Below are 17,227 nucleotides of genomic sequence, written 5' to 3' on the forward strand. Positions count from 1 at the left end.
TCTTTACCTCTCGCGCGGCATATCGGCACGATAGCCGCGACCCTGTCCGGGTACGTCAGACGTGACGTATCGGGGGAACCGCGCGGCAGGAGGTTTGCATGGCGCGTTTCTTCAAGTCTTTCCGGGGGGTATTGGTCGCTGGCGTCGCTGCGATGGCGCTGACGAGCTGTGCCGGCGGCAGCCGCCCCCAACTTCCCGCCGCCACCTTCGTCGCAGGGCAGGAACAGCCGGGCGAAGAGTATATGATCGGCCCGCTCGACCAGCTCAGCATCTTCGTGTGGCGCAACCCCGAACTGTCGACCAAGGTGCAGGTGCGCCCCGACGGCCGCATCACCACGCCGCTGATCAGCGACATGCCCGCCGTCGGCAAGACGCCGCGGATGCTCGCCGACGACATGAAGATCGCGCTCGGCGAATATATCAAGGACCCGATCGTCTCGGTCATCGTCGAGAATTTCTCGGGCACCTTCAGCCAGCAGGTCCGCATCATCGGCGCCACTGCGAAGCCCGCGTCGATCCCGTACCGCGCGAACATGACGCTGCTCGACGCGATGATCGCGGTTGGCGGCTTGAGCGAATTTGCCGCGGGCAACCGCGCGAAGCTGGTCCGCTACGATCGTAACACCGGCAAGCAAGTCGAATATACCGTCAAGCTGTCGACCCTGCTGAAGGAGGGCGATAGCCGTGCGAACGTCCGGCTCGAACCGGGCGACGTGATCATCATCCCCGAGAGCATGTTTTAAGGAGCGCGCAGGGGGATGAACGGTCTTTACGACGAGCTGCGGATCGCGCTGCATACGATCTGGACACGCCGCTGGATCGCGCTTGCGGTCGCGTGGGGCGTGGCCGTGCTCGGTTGGGCCGCTGTCGCGCAAATCCCCAATAGCTACGAATCGCGGGCGCGTGTGTTCGTGCAGATGAACACGATCCTGCCCAATGCGGTGGGCATCAGCGCCGCCGATCAGCAGCGCGACGTCGATACGATTCGCCAGACGCTCACCTCGGCCATGAGCCTGGAAAAAGTCGTGCGCGGCACCGATCTTGCGAACACAGTCAAGACCGACCGCGACGTGGCGGACCGCGTCGCGGGCCTGTCCAAGGCGATCAAGATCACCGCCGAGCAGGACAATCTCTTCTCGATTGTCGCGACCGGATCGAGCCCCAAGGTCACGCGGCAGATCGTCCAGAAGCTGATCGATCTGTTCGTCGAACAGAATCTGTCGGGTGATCGCGACGAGACGAGCACCAGCCTGAAATTCCTCGATGCGCAATTGGAGGAGCGGCAGAAGCAGCTCGCCGACGCCGATGCCAAGCGCACCGATTTCCAGAACCGCTATCTCGGCAGCTTGCCGGGTACCGGATCGCTCACCGACCGGATGAGCGCGGCGCGCTCGGCGATGGCGCAGGTCGATAGTGATCTTGCCGCCGCGCAATCGGGCCTGGCGGCGATCAACGGGCAGATGGCGGGGACCCCTGCCAATATCGCGGGCGCGGCCGGGAGCGTCAGCGCCGGTCCGGCCCGCGCGCGGCTGAATGCGATCCAGGGCCAGCTCGCCGATGCGCGGGCACGCGGCTATACCGAGAACCACCCCGACGTGATCGCGCTCCGTAGTCAGCTGGCGTCCGCGCAGTCGGCGGCGCGTGGCGAGCCGCTGGTCGGTGGCGGCGCGGGCGGCGGGTCGTCCAATCCCGCGTATATCTCGCTGCGCTCGCTGCAGGGCGACAAGCAGGCGCAAGTCGCGTCGCTGATGGCACGTAAAAGCCAGCTGCAGGGCGATCTCGACACGATCACCGCGAAGCTGGCGGGCAACCCGCAAGTCGCCGCCGAACAGTCGCAGATCGAGAACGACTATCAAGTGCTCAAGGACGGCTATGCCAAGCTGCTCGCCGATCGCGAGGGGATCAAGCTGCGCGGCCAAGCGCAAAGCCAGACCGATTCGATCAAGTTCAGCGTCATCGATCCGCCGACCGCACCGCGCGTGCCGGCCGCCCCCAACCGTCCGTTGCTGCTGACCGGCGTGCTGATCGCTGCGCTCGGCGTCGGCGTCGCGATCGCCTTTGCGCTCGGCCAGTTGAAGACGACCTTTGCGACTGCCGGACGGCTGGAAAAGGCGACCGGGATGCCGGTGATCGGGTCGATCGGCGAAATGGTGACCAAGGTCGAACTGGCCACACGTCGGCGGATGCTGATGTATTATGGGGGCGGGGCTGCTGCGCTGGGCGTGGCGTACGTCGCCTTGCTCGGCGTCGAGATGCTCCAGCGGGGATTGGCGGCATGAGCGACATGACACCACGCAAGGTGAAGGCGTCGCTGCTGGAACGCGCGGCGGAGGTCTACGACTTCGCCGAACATGCGCGCGCGCGCAGCGCTCCGGTGGCCGATCAGCCAGTCGTGCAAGCGCCGGTTGCAAAGGCTCAGGTCGCACCCCCCGCGCTCGTGAAGCTCGCACCGCGCGGCGGTGTAACGGCGATCGATCGCGCCTTGCTGGCCGAACGCGGGATCATCGTGCCGGGTGCGCCGATCGACGCGCTGACCGAGGAATTTCGCCTGGTGAAGCGGCAGTTGCTGACGACCGCGCGCACGATCCGGCGCAGCGACGCCGATCTGTCGCGCACGATGTTGGTTTGCTCGGCGCAGCCCAATGACGGCAAGACCTATTGCGCGGTCAACCTCGCCATTTCCCTGGCGGCGGAACGCGATGTCGAGGTGCTGCTGATCGACGCCGATTTCGCCAAGCCCGACGTGATGGCGCGGCTTGGCCTGCCTGAAGGGCCGGGCCTGCTTGATGCGCTGGCCGATGCGAAGGTCGATATCGAGCGCTGCGTCGTGCGCACCGACGTGCCGCACTTGAGCTTGCTGCCGTGCGGGACGAAGACCACCGCCGACACCGAACTCGTTGCCAGCGCACGTACCGGCGAACTGATCGCGCAACTGCTTGCCGCCGATCCGACGCGGATCCTGATCTTCGATTCGCCTCCGGTGCTGGCCGCGTCGCCTGCGTCGGTGCTGGCGAACTATGCCGGGCAGGCGATGCTCGTCGTCCGCGCCGACCGGACCGGGGAAAGCGACCTGCGCGAAGCGGTCGCGCTGCTCGATGGCTGCGAACACGTCCAACTGGTTCTCAATGCCGTTGCCTTCGCACCCGGCGGTCGCCGCTTCGGCACCTATTACACGAAGGAGGAGGACGCGACATGACGCGCCCAATCGCATCTGTATCGACCGTCCTGGGTGCCGGGCTGATCGCCCTGCTCGTCGCTGTGCCCGCGCACGCGCAAGACCAGAAGCGCCGGAAATCGATTTCGCCGTTTATCGAAATCGGCCAGGTCGTGACTGCCGACCTGAAGAACAACGACGTGCTGACCTATTCGACCGTTGCCGCCGGGGTGAGTGCCTCGGTCGAGACCAAGCGCGCGCAGGTTCAGGTCAGCTATCGCTACGAACGCCGCTTTTCGTACAGCAAGCGCGTCGGCGATGACGACGTGCATAGCGGCTTGGCGCGCGCGAGCTTCATCGTCGCGCCCGGCCTGACGCTGGAAGGCGGCGCGATCGCGACGCGCGTCCGCTCCGACATTCGCGGCGCGGCACCCGGCACACTGGCGGGCAATGTCGACAATATCAGCCAAGTCTATTCGGTCTATGCCGGCCCCAATTTCGCCAGCCATGTCGGCCCGGTCGGGGTTGCGGCGAGCTATCGCTACGGCTTCACCAAAGTAGAAGCCCCCGGCGTCACCGGCGTGCCCGCCGGCAGCCCCCGGCTCGATGCGTTCGACACGTCGCAAAGCCATGTCTTCAACGCCAGCGCCGGCGTAAAGGCGGGCACGATCCTGCCGGTCGGCGTCAACGTGTCTGTGGGCTATGAACGCGGCACTGCGGGGCAGCTGGACCAGAAGTTCGAGAGCAAGGTCGCGCGTGTGGACCTTGTCCTGCCGGTGGCGCCGACGCTCGCGCTGACTGCGGGTGCTGGTTACGAGAAGATCACCGTCAGCCAGAAAGACCCGCTGCGGGACGGAAACGGCGTGCCCGTCACCGACGCGCGCGGTCGCTTCGTCACCGATCCGACATCGCCGCAGCGCATCGCGTATCAGACCGATGGCATTATCTATGACGCCGGAGTGATCTGGCGTCCGTCGAGCCGCACTACGCTGCAGGCGCGCGCCGGGCGGCGTTATGGGGGCACGACCTATAGCGGATCGTTCAGCTATGCCGCATCGCGCGCGCTCGGCATTCAGGTCGGCGTCTATGACAGCGTCGATACGTTCGGTCGGCAATTGCGCAACGGGATTGCGAATTTGCCGACCAGCTTCATCGAACAGCGCGACACGTTCGGGCAGCAGTTTAGCGGCTGCACCTTCGGCAATCCCGGTGCGCCCGGTGCCGGATCGGCGGGCGGTTCGGCTGGCGGATGCCTGAACGGCGTTTTCCAGTCGATCTCGACCGCCGCATACCGCGCACGCGGAATCGATGCGGTGATCGCCGCCAAGCGCGGTGCGGTAAGCTTCGGGGTCGGCGGCGGCTATGCCACGCGGCGCTTCTCGGCACCGGTCGGCACGGGCTTCAACATCAACGGCGTCACCGATGACAGCTACTATGCGCAGGCCTTCGCGGCGGCAGCGATCGACAGCAACTCGGGCGTGAACGGCAACGTCTTCGCCAATTATTACGATAGCGGGATTGCGTCGGCCCCTGGCGTCTTCAGCACCGGCGCGACCGGGCTCTATTATCGCAATTTCGGGCGCATCTCGACGACGGCGTCGGCCGGCATCTACTCGTTCAGCCAAAAGGGCACAGACGATCAGTTGTCGGCGCAGGGCCAAGTCGGTGTGCGGTATCAATTCTGAAACGCCTGGGACAGTATTACCCCGTGCGAGGACGGTAACATGTACGAAGATCATTATGGATTGAGCGGCCGACCGTTCGCGCTGACGCCTGATCCGCGCTTCTGGTTCGATACCGCGACGCACCGCAAGGCGATGGCCTATCTCGGCTATGGCCTGGCGCAAGGCGAGGGCTTCATTGTCATCACCGGCGATGTCGGCGCGGGCAAGACGACGCTGGTCGGTCATTTGATGGCCACGGTCGATGCGACGCGGCTGCACGTCATCAAGATCGTCTCGACCCAGATCGAGGCGGAGGACCTGCTGCGGATGGTCGCAGGCGGCCTTGAGGTCGACAGCGATGGCCTGACCAAGGCGCAATTGCTGGTCGCGATCGAACGCGGGTTGCACGCGACCGCGCGCACCGGGCGGCGCACGCTGCTGATCGTCGATGAGGCGCAGGCGCTGCCGGTGTCGAGCCTCGAAGAATTGCGCATGCTGTCGAATTTCCAGACCGGCGGCCATGCGTTGCTGCAGATCTTCCTGCTCGGCCAGCCCGAATTCCGCGAACGGCTGCACGGCTCGGACCGGCTCGAACAATTGCGCCAGCGCGTGATCGCAATGCACCATCTCGATCCGATGGAGCGCGAAGAGGTCGAGCCGTACATGCGCCATCGCCTGGGCGTCGTCGGCTGGACTGGGCGGCCGCATTTTACACCCGATGCTTTCGGCGCGCTCTATGCCGGATCGGACGGCGTGCCGCGCCGCCTCAACCAGCTTGCCGGTCGCGTCTTGCTCTACGGTTCGATCGAGCAGCTCGATACGATCGACGGGCGCGCGGTGGCGACTGTGGTCGCCGACATCGCCGGGGACATGCCGGGCGTGAAGCCGATCACCGTTCCGGCATTCGTGGCTGCGCCGGCATCGGCACCGCTGCCCGAACCGGAAATTCAGGCCGAACCCGATGTGCCGGTCGCCGATGAACCCGAGCCTGTGATCGCTGCTTTCGAGCCCGAGCCAGAGCCCGAGCCGGAGCCGGAGCCAGAGCCGGAGCCGGAGCCAGAGCCGGAGCCGGAGCCGGAGCCGGAGCCGGCGCGTCCGCTACCGATCGCGCACATTCCGCCGCCCGCCGAACCGCGGCCGATCCGCCTGACGCGCCCCGAGCCGACCGACAGGATCGCGCCACTGCCGATGGCCGAAGCTGAACCCGAGCCGGTTGCCGCGCCCGAACCCGTCGCGATGCCCGAACCCGCGCAGGACGATGTCGCCGGGCGCATCGCCGCGCTCGAAGCGCGCCTGGACGAACAGGACGTGGCGCTGCGCCGCGTGCTGACGCTGCTGGTCGATTGGGCCGAGGGCGAGCAGAGCCCGAACGTCGCTGCCCCCCACGCCGCAGAGGGCTGAGGCGATGCGGCCCGGCCAACCCCTTTACGGCCAACCTCTTCACGGCCACCCCCTTCATGGCATGTCCGTCGATGTCGAGGACTGGTTTCAGGTCGGCGCCTTCGAAAAGGTGATCGCCAAGGACGATTGGGATTCGCTGCTGCCGCGCGTCGAGCGCAATACCGATGCCGTGCTGGCCTTGTTCGCCGAAACCGGGACCAAGGCGACCTTCTTCACGCTCGGCTGGGTGGCCGAACGCTACCCGGCTATGATCCGCCGGATTGTCGAGCAGGGGCATGAACTGGCGAGTCACGGCTGGGATCACGACCGCGTCTTCACGCTCGACGCTGCCCGCTTCCGCGCCGACATCGCCCGCGCGCGCAAGGCGCTGGAGGATGCCGGCGGCGTCGCCATCACCGGATATCGCGCGCCCAGTTTCTCGATCGACGCACGCACGCCCTGGGCGCATCACGTGCTGGCGGAGGAGGGCTATGCCTATTCCTCCAGCGTCGCGCCGCTGCGCCACGATCATTACGGCTGGCCCGAGGCTCCGCGCTTCGCCTTTCGCCCGCTCGCCGATGCCGCTCTGATCGAATTGCCCGTGACGGTCGCCGAACTGGGTTCGCGGCGGATGGCGACCGGGGGTGGCTTCTTCCGCCTCTTCCCCGCCGCGCTCACCGATTATGCGGTGCGGCAAGTGGCGGGGCAGGGGCAGCCCGCCGTGTTCTATTTCCATCCGTGGGAGATCGACCCCGGCCAGCCGCGCGTCGCCAACGCCCCCGCCAAATCGAAGCTGCGGCATTACAGCCGCCTGGGCGCAATGGCGGGTAAACTGCGCGGGCTGTTGTCGCGGCACGAATGGGGCCGGGTCGATGCAGTCGTGCGCGATCTTCACCCGATCGAACCGCCGATTGCGCTGGCCGCATGACGGTCCAGCCGCTCTCGGGGCTGGTCGCGGTCCGCGCGGTCGATCTGCGCGACGCGAATGAACGCGCGCGGATCGATGCGTTCGTCCGCGCCCATCCGGAGGCGACGCCCTTTCACCTGACGGCGTGGAGCCTCGGCGTCGCCAAGGGCTGCGGCCAGACCAGCCATACGCTCGTCGCCGAACGCGCCGACGGATCGCTTGCCGGCTTCGTGCCACTGACAGAGGTCAGCTCGCCACTGTTCGGCCGGGCCTTGGTCTCGAATGGCTTCGCGATTGGCGGCGGTATTTTGGCCGAGAGCGCAGCGGCGACCACCGCATTGGGCGATGCCGCTTGGACGCTGGCGCAGCGATTGAAGTGTCCGACGCTTGAACTGCGCGGCGGGCCGCTGCCGGGCGATGCGTGGCATGTCGATACCGACACCTATCTTGGTTTCACCCGTCCGCTGGCGGACAGCGATGAGGCGGAACTGCTCGCCATCCCGCGCAAGCAACGCGCCGAGGTGCGCAAGGCCCTCGATGCCGATCTGGCGATCACGGTCGGGCATGGGCGCGACGACCTGAAGGCGCATTATGCGGTCTATGCCGAATCGGTGCACAATCTCGGCACCCCGGTCTTCCCGGCGGCGCTGTTCCGCGCGGTTCTGCAGGAATTTGGTGAATCCGCCGATATCCTCACCGTCCGCCATGACGGGCGCGCGGTCGCGAGCGTGTTAAGCCTGTACTTCAACGGCACCGTCTATCCCTATTGGGGCGGCGGCACGCACGCGGCGCGCGGCCTTCGCGCCAACGACCGGATGTATTTCGCGCTGATGGCGCACGCCCGTGCCAAGGGCTGCACACGGTTCGATTTCGGCCGTTCCAAGGCGGGTACCGGTCCCGCCGCGTTCAAGAAGAATTGGGGCTTCGAGGGCGTCCCACTATCCTATGGCAAGCGCGCTGCACCGGGCGAGCCGGTGCGCGAGATCAACCCGCTCGACCCGCGCTACGCCCGTAAGGTCGAGCTGTGGAAGACGCTGCCGCTGTGGATCGCGAACCTGGTGGGGCCGCATATTTCGCGCGGCCTGGGCTGATGGGCGACATCCTGTTTCTGGGCCACCGCGTGCCCTATCCGCCCGATCGCGGCGACAAGATCCGCGGCTTTCACATCCTGAAATTCCTGGCTGCGCGCAAACGCGTGCATCTGATCGCCTTTGCCGACGATGCGCGCGACATGAAGCCGGCGGATGGACTCGCCAAGGTTACCGGAAACCCCACGATCATCTGGCGCGCGAAAACACGCGCTACGGCGGCGGTGCAGGCGCTGCTATCGCGCAAACCCGTGTCGCTGACCGCGTTCGACGATGCGTCGCTGCGCGCGGCGGTCGAGCGCACCTTGGCGTCGCACGCGATCGACACGATCTACGTCTTTTCCAGCCAGATGGCGCAATATCTGCCGGCGGATCCGCGCCAGCAGGTCATCATGGATTTCGTCGACATGGATTCGGCCAAGTTCGCCGATTATGCCAAGCAATCGCACGGGCTGATGGCGTGGATGATGGGGCGCGAGGCACGCTTGCTGCAACGCTACGAAAGCGCCGTCGCCGGAGCCGCCGATGCAAGCCTGTTCGTCAGCGGAGCCGAGGCGCACCTTTTCCGTGACACGACCGGGGCCGCGCGCGTCCACGCCGTCGAAAACGGCATCGACACCGATTTCTTCGATCCCGCCGCCGCGTTCGAACCGATCGCCACGACCGCTCCGCTGATCGTCTTCACCGGACAGATGGATTACCGCCCGAATATCGAGGCGGTGACATGGTTTGCTGAGGCGATCCTGCCGCAGGTGCAGCAGCGCCACCCGAATGCGCGCTTCGCCATCGTCGGGCGCGCGCCGAGCGATGCGGTGCAGGCGCTTACCAAGCGGCCCGGCGTGATCGTGACGGGCGAAGTTGCAGACGTCCGCGGCTGGCTTGCCGCGGCATCGGTGGTGGTCGCGCCGCTGAAGCTCGCGCGCGGCGTGCAGAACAAAGTGCTCGAGGCGATGGCGATGGCGCGGCCGGTGGTCGCCTCGATTCCCGCGGCCGAGGGCATCGATCATTCCGACACGGTTCGCGTAGGCGGGACCGGGGATGAGATCGCCGCGCAGATTACCGCGATCCTCGACGATCAGGACGGAGCCGCGCAGATGGGCCGCGATGCCCGCGCGCAGGTTCAGGCACGCTATAGCTGGGAAGCGCGGCTCGCCCCGCTCGATGCAATCCTAGGCCTGGCAGTCGTGGCACCGTCGCGGTGCGTCGTGGCGTGATGCGGTGACCATTCCCGTTCCCGCGTCTGCCTTCGCGATCGACCCCGCCGTGCCGACCGCATGGCGGCGGCCTAGCGCGATCCTGGGCGGCGTGGCGCTGCTGTTGGTCGGGCTGTTCTGGCATGACGTTACTGCCCTGACGAAGATATGGTGGACCAGCACGACCTTTGGGCACTGCCTGTTCATTCCGCCGGTACTGGCGTGGCTGGTGTGGCAGCGCCGCGCGGGCCTAGCGCAGCTGACCCCGGTCGCCTGGGCACCGGGGCTGCTGCTGGTCGCGCTCGGCGGGCTCGGCTGGCTGCTCGGCGATGCGGGCGGCGTGGCGCTCGCGCGGCACCTCGGCATCGTGCTGATGCTGCAGGGTGCGGTGGTCACGTTGCTCGGCCCCAATGTCGCGCGCGCGCTGCTGTTTCCGCTTTGCTACGCGGTGTTCCTCGTGCCGTTCGGCGAGGGGCTGGAGGAGCCGCTGCAAACCGCGACCGTCGCGATGACGATGCCGTTGCTCCATCTCTTCGGCGTCCCCGCGCAGGTCGATGGCGTGCTGATCACCATTCCGAACGGCTATTTCGAAGTGGCCGAGGCATGTTCCGGCGCGAAGTTCGTGATCGCGATGATCGCCTATGGCGCGCTGGTCGCCAATGTCTGTTTCGTCTCGTGGCGCAGACGCGCGATTTTCATGGTCGTCGCATTGGTGGTGCCGATCCTCGCCAATGGGTTGCGGGCGTTCGGGACGATCTATGCGGCCTATCTCACCTCGGTCGAGCAAGCGACGGGCATGGACCATATCGTCTATGGCTGGGTGTTCTTCGGCGTGGTGATGGCGGCGGTGATCGCGATCGGCTGGCGCTGGTTCGATCGCGCGCCCGATGCGCCGGTGTTCGATCCGGCGCGGTTGCAGGCGGTTCCGCGGTTCCGCCTCGATGCGCCGCTTGCTGCAGCCTTGATCTTGGCGACGGCTGCGGTTTTCCCGGCATGGTCTTCGGCAATCGCCGGGCGTGCGCAGGCGTTGCCGGATCGGATCGCGCTGCCGGAGGTTCCCGGCTGGCACCGCAGCGCGACCAGCATCCGCGCCACCTGGTCGCCCAATTATCCGAACGCCGATCATTTTCTGTTCGGCCGCTACACCGATGCCAGCGGTGAGTCGGTCGATCTGGCGATCGCCGTTTATGGCAGCCAGCGCGAGGGCAAGGAGGTCGTTGCGTTCGGCGTCGGGCCGTTGCGTGAGGATGACCGCTGGGTCCGCGTGTCGGACCTGCCCGATCTGGATGGCGGATCGGCGATGCGCATCACCGCGCCCGGCCCGGTCGAGCGTCAAGTCGTGACGTGGTACCGCGTAGGGGACGTCCTGACCCATCGCCCGGCCGTTGTTAAGCTAGCAACGCTTCGGGCCAAGCTGCTCGGCGGGCCGCAGCGCGCGGTAGCGGTGCATGTCTCGGCCGAGGCCACGCCGGGGTCCGATCCGCGCGCGGCGATGGCGCGTTTCGTCGCGGCGCTCGGCCCGATCGAACGCATCGCCGATCGCGCGGCGGGAATGCCGTGAGCGCGGGGGTGACGGATCGCGCCGGGATCGGTAAGCGCGCCTGATGTGCGGCATCGCCGGTCTTTATTATCCGTCCACCCCAAAGCCGGTCGATCCCGCAAGGATCCAGGCGATGGCGGACGCGCAGGCGCATCGCGGGCCGGATGGATCGGGCGTGTGGACCGCGCCCGGTGTCGGCCTGGGGCATCGCCGTCTTTCGATCATCGATGTCGCGGGCTCTCCCCAACCGATGGCCAGCGCCGACGGCGCGCTGACCGTCACCTACAACGGCGAAATTTACAATTTCGCCGCGCTGCGTGCCGAATTGCAGGCGCTGGGCGCGGTGTTCGTGACGGCGGGCGATACCGAGGTGCTGCTCCACGGCTGGGCGGCCTGGGGTCTTGCGATGCTCGATCGCTTGAACGGGATGTTCGCCTTCGCGCTGCACGATGCGCGGCGGCAATGCCTGTTCCTCGCGCGCGACCGGTTGGGCGTGAAGCCGCTGCATTATGCCGAACTGTCCGATGGCGCGGTGGCGTTCGCGTCCGAACTGAAGGGCCTGCTCGCCCATCCACTGCTGCGCCGCGCGCCGCAGATCAGCGCGGTCGAGGATTATCTCGCGTTCGGCTACGTCCCCGACGACACCTGCCTCGTCGCGGGCGTGAAGAAGCTCCCCGCGGGCCACTCTTTGCTGATCGAACGCGGCAAGTCCGTACCCGCGCCGTCGCGCTGGTGGGACGTGGATTTCAGCCGCCGCGCGACCGGCTCCGCCAAGGCGCTTGAGGAAGAGCTGCTCGCGCTGTTGCGCGATGCCGTCACCTCGCGGATGGTGTCGGACGTGCCGCTTGGGGCCTTCCTGTCGGGTGGGGTCGATAGCTCGGCAGTGGTCGCGCTGATGGCGGAGGCATCGCGCGGTGCGGTGCGCACCTGTACGATCGGCTTCGACGAAGCCAGCCTCGACGAGCGCCGCTACGCCGACGAGATCGCCCGCCGCTTCGCCACGCAGCACCGCGAGCGGATCGTCGCGGCGGACGATTTCAGCCTGATCGACACGCTCGTCCACGCGTTCGACGAGCCCTTCGCCGACGCATCGGCGCTCGCCACGTACCGCGTATGCGAACTCGCACGCGAGGATGTGACGGTCGCGCTCTCGGGCGATGGCGCGGATGAGGCGTTTGCAGGCTATCGCCGTTACAAGTTTCAAGCGGCGGAGGAACGCGTGCGGAGCCTCGTGCCCGCCTCGATCCGCCAGACCGTGTTCGGCACGCTCGGGCGCTATTATCCCAAAGCCGATTGGGCACCACGCCCGCTCCGCGCGAAGAGCACGCTGCTCGCGCTCGCCGAAGATGGCGCAGAGGGCTATGCCCGCTCGGTCGGCGTGACCACGCCCGCGTTACGCGCAGCCTTGTTCAGCGATGCCGCCCGCAGCGCGCTCGGCGGACACCGCGCCGAGGACCGCTACGTCCGATCGATGCGCGATGCCCCCGCACGCGACGCGCTCGACCGTGCGCAATATGCCGATTTCCAGCATTGGCTGCCCGGCGACATCCTGACCAAGGCCGACCGCACCAGCATGGCGGTCAGTCTGGAGGCGCGCGAGCCACTGCTCGATTATCGCCTGGTCGAATTCGCCGCGAAACTCCCCGTCGGGATGCGCTTGCGGGGCGGGCAGGGGAAGTGGCTGCTCAAGAAATCGATGGAGCGCTATCTTCCCAAGGACATTCTCTATCGCCCGAAAATGGGCTTCGTCACCCCGATCAGTGCGTGGTTCCGGGGGCCGCTGGCGGGGGAGGCGGCGGCGCTTGCCCGCTCCCGCGTGCTGGTCGGCACCGGCTGGTTCGACCCCGCCACGATCGCCCGCCTCGCCGAGGACCACCGCGCAGGCCGCGCCGACCATGGGCGCACGCTGTGGCAATTGGTGATGCTGGAGCGATCGATGGCGCGGTTGTTTTCGTGAAGTGGCGTAGCGCGAGGCCCTAGCGCATTGACGACAGCGGAGCCACGATCCACCTGTTCTGTACGGGGGTACGATGATCTGGTTCCAAGACGATCCTGCGCCGCGTGTGCGAGAAGTATCGGCAGAGCAGTTGCGGTCGTTGATCGTCGCCAATCCGACCGCGACGGTGTTGAAGACCTTGCTGGGCGACGCATTGATGCGCGACCGCGATTTTGCTGGGGCCGCCGCCGCTTTCGCTTCTGCGGCGCGCGACGATCCGACCCGTTTTGAGCGCTGGACCTCGCTGGTGCGCGGGTATCGCAAAAGTCTCCAACTTGATGCGGCGCTCGATGCGCTCCGGCGCGCGGACCGCGTAGATCCGAGCGCGGCGTTGACCGTCGAGCGCGGGCGTGTCTTGCGGTTGATGGGGCAAGTGCCCGCAGCGGAAGCCGCATTTCGTGCCGCGCTCAGCGACAGTAGCGACAGTGGCACACGATGGTCTGCGTTCGACGGGCTATTGCGGTTGCTGGCGCTTGATGACGATGGCGCGCGCTTACTTGCAGCGTGTGATGAGGCACAGAAGGAGATCGGGGATGTGGCGCTGGTGCGGGCGCACCGGGCGCTGGCGTACAGTCGGATGGGGAAGACCGATGCCGCGCGTCACATGATCGATGTCGATCGTCATGTCCTTCGCCTGCCCGTCGCGGCGCCGGACGGATATGCCGATATCGGTGCCTTCAACGCTGCATTGTCAGAAGAAATTCTGCGCGTTGGCGCGTCCCCGGGCGATGTCAGTTTGCGGTACATGCCCGATCTGGGCCGACAACCCGTGTTGGCCACGCTGCTGAACATTATCCGTACCACGCTGGAATCCTACGTGGCGAAGCGGGCCGAGCGTGGACTGGCCGACGTCCTGCCGCCGCCCCCGGCGAGTGCCAAATTATTCTATGGGAACACCGTATTGCGCAATCGCGGCGTCAACGGCGTCCATATCCACGGAGATGGGTATGTGTCGGCGGTCTATCATGTGTCGGTGCCCGGCAGCATCACTGCCGCGGCCGACCATCGCGGTGCGCTGGCGCTGGGTGTCGTGGGCAAGTGCGCACCGAACCATGTGCCGTGCTGGGGTATTCGATACGTCAGGCCGGTTTCGGGCTGGCTGACCCTGTTTCCATCGCATTTTTTTCATGACGTCGTTCCGTCGGGCGAGGCCCTGCCGCGCATCTCGGTCGCGGCCGACCTGTTGCCCCGCTAGAGCGGTACGACATTAGATAGATCCAGCGGCTCAATCTGTTCGTGCTGAGCTTGTCGAAGCACCCGCGCAACAAGCGAGCCCTTGCTTGTTGCACGGGCCCTTCGACAGGCTCAGGGCGAACGGGTCATGCTAACGTCATCCTGCCCTAGGCTTGCTGCCCGCTTGTGGGGGGCGACAGGCTCAACCCAAACGGGGGGCGCTCGCGTCGGCCGCTGTCAGTGGAACACCGCAATCGCGGCGTGCAGCGTCAGCGCGATCAGGCAAAGCGTCGATAGGCTGAAAAGCGCAAAGCGGACGATCACGCGGTTGACGGTCGCTTGCACCAGGCTGTGCACGATTCGCAGTGCGACATAACCCCACGCAATCGTCGCATTCAGACCATCTCCAGCACCAATCAGCGCCAGGCTGAGCGCAATCGCATAAAAGATCGTCGGCTGTTCGTGCAGATGGTTGTAATTGTCGGCCGGCCACTGCGCCTTCGGGTCGATCCGCGCGCGCAAATCGGCAGCGCTGCCGCCGACCAGATTGGCCGTATCGATCCCGGCCCGCTGCATCGCCGGAATCCGCGTGACGTACATCCACACCCACATGACGAGCGACCACGCCACAAGTGCGACCACAGGCGCGATGATCTGAGCGTGTTGCGGCATGAAAAATCCCCCCGGAATTGGCTTCCGGGGGGATAGGTCGCTTACTCTGTTTCGATTTGCAACCGATCAATCGAAGCTGGCACCCCAGCGCCGCTTTACGCGGTTCTTCCACAGGCCGCGATGATACGCGTCCGACGCCAGCAGCGGCATCACAGAACCGGCTTCGGCGAACACCATCTGTTCGATGCCGGTGTTGACCTTGCCCCACGAGGCCGCTTCCTGCAGCGTCGAGGACGAGCACGCGCCGTCGCGCACGTCGGCGACGGTGATCTGCACCGCGTATTTATGCACCTGCACGTCGTCATGGCCGAGGATTTCGGCGCAGACCACGGTGTCCTGGATGAAGTTCTTCGGCACGCCGCCGCCGATCATCAGCAGGCCGGTGACGCCCGCCTTGATCTTGATGTCGGTCAGTTCGCGGAAATCGGCGATCGCGTCGAGCACCATGTACGGCTTGCCTTCCTTGGCGCGGTCGACCTGATGCTTGACCAAGCCAAAGCCCGCCGAGCTGTCGACGAACGCCGGGCAAAAGATCGGCACGTCATGCTCATACGCGAGCTTGACGAGGCTGTTGTCCTTCTTGCCATTCTCGACGAGATACTTGCCCATCTCGCGGATGAACTCGCGGCTCGAATAAGGGCGCGGCTCGAGCGAGTTGGCGATTTCGAGGATCGTGTGGTCGCAATCCTGGAGCTGCTCTTCGTCGATATAGGTATCGTAGATCCGGTCGATCAGCAGCGAGCGCAGCGTGTCGTCGTCGGGCACTTCGAGCGCCTGATAATGCTTGTGGCCCAGGCCTTCGAAGAAATCCATGTCGACGATCGACGCGCCGGTCGCGACGACGCCGTCGATCATGTTGTTGCGCAGCAGCTCGGCATAGAGATCCATGCAGCCACCGGCCGAGGTCGAGCCAGCGATGACGAGGAAGATCGAGCATTCGGGATCGGCGAGCATCTGGTTATAGATGTCGGTCGCGCGGCCGAGGTCGCGGCTGGTGAAGCTCATCTTCTTCATCGCGTCGACGATCGGGCGCGCGTCGAAGCTGGTGATGTCGATATGCTCGACGGTGGTCGAGAGCAGCTCGGCCTTGCGGTTGGACATGTCGTTCATTTCTTGCGTCTCCAAAAGCACAGCCGTTCCCCGGCGCGGGCCGGGGTCCAGGGTTACAAGCGGAGGGCTGCGTAACCCAGGACCCCGGCCTGCGCCGGGGAACGGATAGTCATTACCTAAGTCTGTTACAGCGTGACGACGTTCGAAGCGACCTCTGGCTGTTCGTCGCCCAGATACAGCGACGCCATCGGCTCATCGTCGACGATCACCGTCTCGTCCGATCCGAAGCCGTTGAACGCGGTCCGCATCGCCGATCCGTACGCGCCGAGCATCCCGATTTCGAGATAGTCGCCCGCCTGCACGTCCGCCGGCAGATAGAACGGACCTACCATATGGTCCATGTCATCGCAGGTCGGGCCGTAGAAGCTGAACGGCATGTCCTTCGACCGGCTTTCCGGCTCGCGCAGCAATTCGACCGGAAAGCGCCAGCCGAGGTGTGCGGCATCGAACAACGCGCCATAGGCACCGTCGTTGATGTACAGTTCGTCGCCACGGCGCTTTTCGACGCGCACGACGATCGAGCTATATTCGGCGCACAAGGCACGACCCGGCTCGCACCACAGCTCGGACGAATAGCTGACCGGCAACGATTCGAACGCACGGTGGATCGTCTCGAAATACCGCTCGAGCGGGGGCGGCTCCATGCCGGGATAGGTCGAGGGGAACCCACCGCCGACATCGATCACGTCGACCGTCACCGCTGCGTCAACGATGGCGGCGCGGACGCGCTCCATCGCATTGGCATAGGCTTCGGGCGTCATCGCCTGGCTGCCGACATGGAAGCAGATGCCGAGCGCATCCGCCGCCTGCCGCGCGCGGAACAGCAGTTCCTTGGTTTCCCTAGGGGCCGCTCCGAATTTCGACGCGAGGCTTAGCTTCGAATGCTCCGACGACACGCGCAAACGGACGCACAGCGTCAGATCCTCGGCATGGTTGGTCGCCCGGACGATCTTCTCCAGCTCTTCCACGCTGTCGAGCGAGAACGTCCGCACGCCATAGTCGAAATACGCCGAAGCAATCGCCTCCGCCGCCTTGACCGGGTGCATGAAGCACAAGGTCGCGTCCGGCAGCGTGCTCGCGACCAGCCGCACCTCGGCGATCGAGGCGACGTCGTAATGCGTGATACCACTGTCCCACAGGATCTGCAGGAGAGCAGGGGACGGGTTTGCCTTTACGGCATACATCGAACGACCCGGGAACTTCTCGGCGAAGAACCGGGCCGCACGCGATGCCGCATGCGGACGAACCAGCGTGACCGGCTGAACCGGCCGCTGCTTAGCGATGTCGATAACCGAAGTGGTGATCGAAGGGGTGGTCGCTAACCCCAGCGCGCGATGTAGATTGTGCAAT

The 17,227-nt window shown here is 66.0% G+C and carries 14 protein-coding genes; 11 read left to right on the forward strand and 3 right to left on the reverse strand.

The window, feature by feature from the left end:
- Positions 1-98 precede the first annotated feature (98 nt).
- From HMP06_RS03110 to HMP06_RS03160, 11 genes are all read left to right on the forward strand, one after another.
- Complete coding sequence (locus tag HMP06_RS03110; RefSeq protein ID WP_176495779.1) at positions 99-743, forward strand: XrtA/PEP-CTERM system exopolysaccharide export protein; 645 nt, start codon at positions 99-101, stop codon at positions 741-743.
- A gap of 15 nt (positions 744-758) precedes the next feature.
- Complete coding sequence (locus tag HMP06_RS03115) at positions 759-2,279, forward strand: XrtA system polysaccharide chain length determinant (protein ID WP_176495780.1); 1,521 nt, start codon at positions 759-761, stop codon at positions 2,277-2,279.
- Positions 2,276-3,196 carry an AAA family ATPase gene (locus tag HMP06_RS03120; protein WP_176495781.1) on the forward strand — a complete coding sequence of 307 codons (921 nt, stop codon included), beginning with the start codon at positions 2,276-2,278 and terminating at the stop codon, positions 3,194-3,196. Before HMP06_RS03115 ends, HMP06_RS03120 begins: the two co-directional genes overlap by 4 nt.
- Positions 3,193-4,839, forward strand: coding sequence for a hypothetical protein (locus HMP06_RS03125; protein WP_176495782.1), 1,647 nt, complete (start codon positions 3,193-3,195; stop codon positions 4,837-4,839). Before HMP06_RS03120 ends, HMP06_RS03125 begins: the two co-directional genes overlap by 4 nt.
- A gap of 39 nt (positions 4,840-4,878) precedes the next feature.
- The gene (locus tag HMP06_RS03130; protein ID WP_176495783.1) at positions 4,879-6,219 is read left to right on the forward strand and encodes an AAA family ATPase; all 1,341 of its coding nucleotides are present in this window, start codon (positions 4,879-4,881) and stop codon (positions 6,217-6,219) included.
- Between the two features lie 61 nt (positions 6,220-6,280).
- Positions 6,281-7,126, forward strand: a complete 846-nt coding sequence (locus HMP06_RS03135; protein WP_176495784.1) for an XrtA system polysaccharide deacetylase — start codon at positions 6,281-6,283, stop codon at positions 7,124-7,126.
- A complete protein-coding gene (locus tag HMP06_RS03140; RefSeq protein ID WP_176495785.1) occupies positions 7,123-8,196 on the forward strand; it encodes a FemAB family XrtA/PEP-CTERM system-associated protein in 1,074 nt (357 codons plus the stop codon). Before HMP06_RS03135 ends, HMP06_RS03140 begins: the two co-directional genes overlap by 4 nt.
- On the forward strand, positions 8,196-9,407 hold the full coding sequence (locus HMP06_RS03145; protein ID WP_176495786.1) for a TIGR03087 family PEP-CTERM/XrtA system glycosyltransferase: 1,212 nt from the start codon (positions 8,196-8,198) through the stop codon (positions 9,405-9,407). The genes HMP06_RS03140 and HMP06_RS03145 overlap by 1 nt, the downstream gene beginning before the upstream one ends.
- 10 nt (positions 9,408-9,417) lie before the next feature.
- On the forward strand, positions 9,418-10,947 hold the full coding sequence (gene xrtA / locus HMP06_RS03150; protein WP_443026508.1) for an exosortase A: 1,530 nt from the start codon (positions 9,418-9,420) through the stop codon (positions 10,945-10,947).
- A 43-nt stretch (positions 10,948-10,990) separates the two neighbouring features.
- On the forward strand, positions 10,991-12,883 hold the full coding sequence (locus tag HMP06_RS03155) for an XrtA/PEP-CTERM system amidotransferase (RefSeq protein ID WP_176495787.1): 1,893 nt from the start codon (positions 10,991-10,993) through the stop codon (positions 12,881-12,883).
- A gap of 73 nt (positions 12,884-12,956) precedes the next feature.
- The gene (locus HMP06_RS03160; protein ID WP_176495788.1) at positions 12,957-14,117 is read left to right on the forward strand and encodes a putative 2OG-Fe(II) oxygenase; all 1,161 of its coding nucleotides are present in this window, start codon (positions 12,957-12,959) and stop codon (positions 14,115-14,117) included.
- A 215-nt stretch (positions 14,118-14,332) separates the two neighbouring features.
- Here HMP06_RS03160 and HMP06_RS03165 read toward each other — a convergent pair whose 3' ends face one another.
- From HMP06_RS03165 to HMP06_RS03175, 3 genes are all read right to left on the reverse strand, one after another.
- Positions 14,333-14,767, reverse strand: coding sequence for an MAPEG family protein (locus HMP06_RS03165; protein ID WP_176495789.1), 435 nt, complete (start codon positions 14,765-14,767; stop codon positions 14,333-14,335).
- 66 nt (positions 14,768-14,833) lie between these two features.
- Complete coding sequence (locus HMP06_RS03170; RefSeq protein ID WP_176495790.1) at positions 14,834-15,877, reverse strand: 1,9-bis(guanidino)-5-aza-nonane synthase; 1,044 nt, start codon at positions 15,875-15,877, stop codon at positions 14,834-14,836.
- 125 nt (positions 15,878-16,002) lie between these two features.
- Positions 16,003-17,226: a type III PLP-dependent enzyme gene (locus tag HMP06_RS03175; RefSeq protein WP_176495791.1), complete on the reverse strand. Its 1,224-nt coding sequence runs from the start codon at positions 17,224-17,226 to the stop codon at positions 16,003-16,005.
- Between the last annotated feature and the right edge of the window lies 1 nt (position 17,227).

The organism is Sphingomonas sp. HMP6 (assembly GCF_013374095.1).
Taxonomy (GTDB): Bacteria; Pseudomonadota; Alphaproteobacteria; order Sphingomonadales; family Sphingomonadaceae; genus Sphingomonas.

Bases quoted from the DNA above. Each gene is read 5' to 3' on its own strand.
- HMP06_RS03165 (WP_176495789.1), bottom strand. From the start codon at position 14,767: ATGCCGCAACACGCTCAGATCATCGCGCCTGTGGTCGCACTTGTGGCG.
- HMP06_RS03120 (WP_176495781.1), top strand. From the start codon at position 2,276: ATGAGCGACATGACACCACGCAAGGTGAAGGCGTCGCTGCTGGAACGC.
- HMP06_RS03110 (WP_176495779.1), top strand. From the start codon at position 99: ATGGCGCGTTTCTTCAAGTCTTTCCGGGGGGTATTGGTCGCTGGCGTC.
- HMP06_RS03115 (WP_176495780.1), top strand. From the start codon at position 759: ATGAACGGTCTTTACGACGAGCTGCGGATCGCGCTGCATACGATCTGG.
- HMP06_RS03125 (WP_176495782.1), top strand. From the start codon at position 3,193: ATGACGCGCCCAATCGCATCTGTATCGACCGTCCTGGGTGCCGGGCTG.
- HMP06_RS03160 (WP_176495788.1), top strand. From the start codon at position 12,957: ATGATCTGGTTCCAAGACGATCCTGCGCCGCGTGTGCGAGAAGTATCG.
- HMP06_RS03145 (WP_176495786.1), top strand. From the start codon at position 8,196: ATGGGCGACATCCTGTTTCTGGGCCACCGCGTGCCCTATCCGCCCGAT.
- HMP06_RS03140 (WP_176495785.1), top strand. From the start codon at position 7,123: ATGACGGTCCAGCCGCTCTCGGGGCTGGTCGCGGTCCGCGCGGTCGAT.
- HMP06_RS03135 (WP_176495784.1), top strand. From the start codon at position 6,281: ATGTCCGTCGATGTCGAGGACTGGTTTCAGGTCGGCGCCTTCGAAAAG.
- HMP06_RS03155 (WP_176495787.1), top strand. From the start codon at position 10,991: ATGTGCGGCATCGCCGGTCTTTATTATCCGTCCACCCCAAAGCCGGTC.
- HMP06_RS03170 (WP_176495790.1), bottom strand. From the start codon at position 15,877: ATGAACGACATGTCCAACCGCAAGGCCGAGCTGCTCTCGACCACCGTC.
- HMP06_RS03130 (WP_176495783.1), top strand. From the start codon at position 4,879: ATGTACGAAGATCATTATGGATTGAGCGGCCGACCGTTCGCGCTGACG.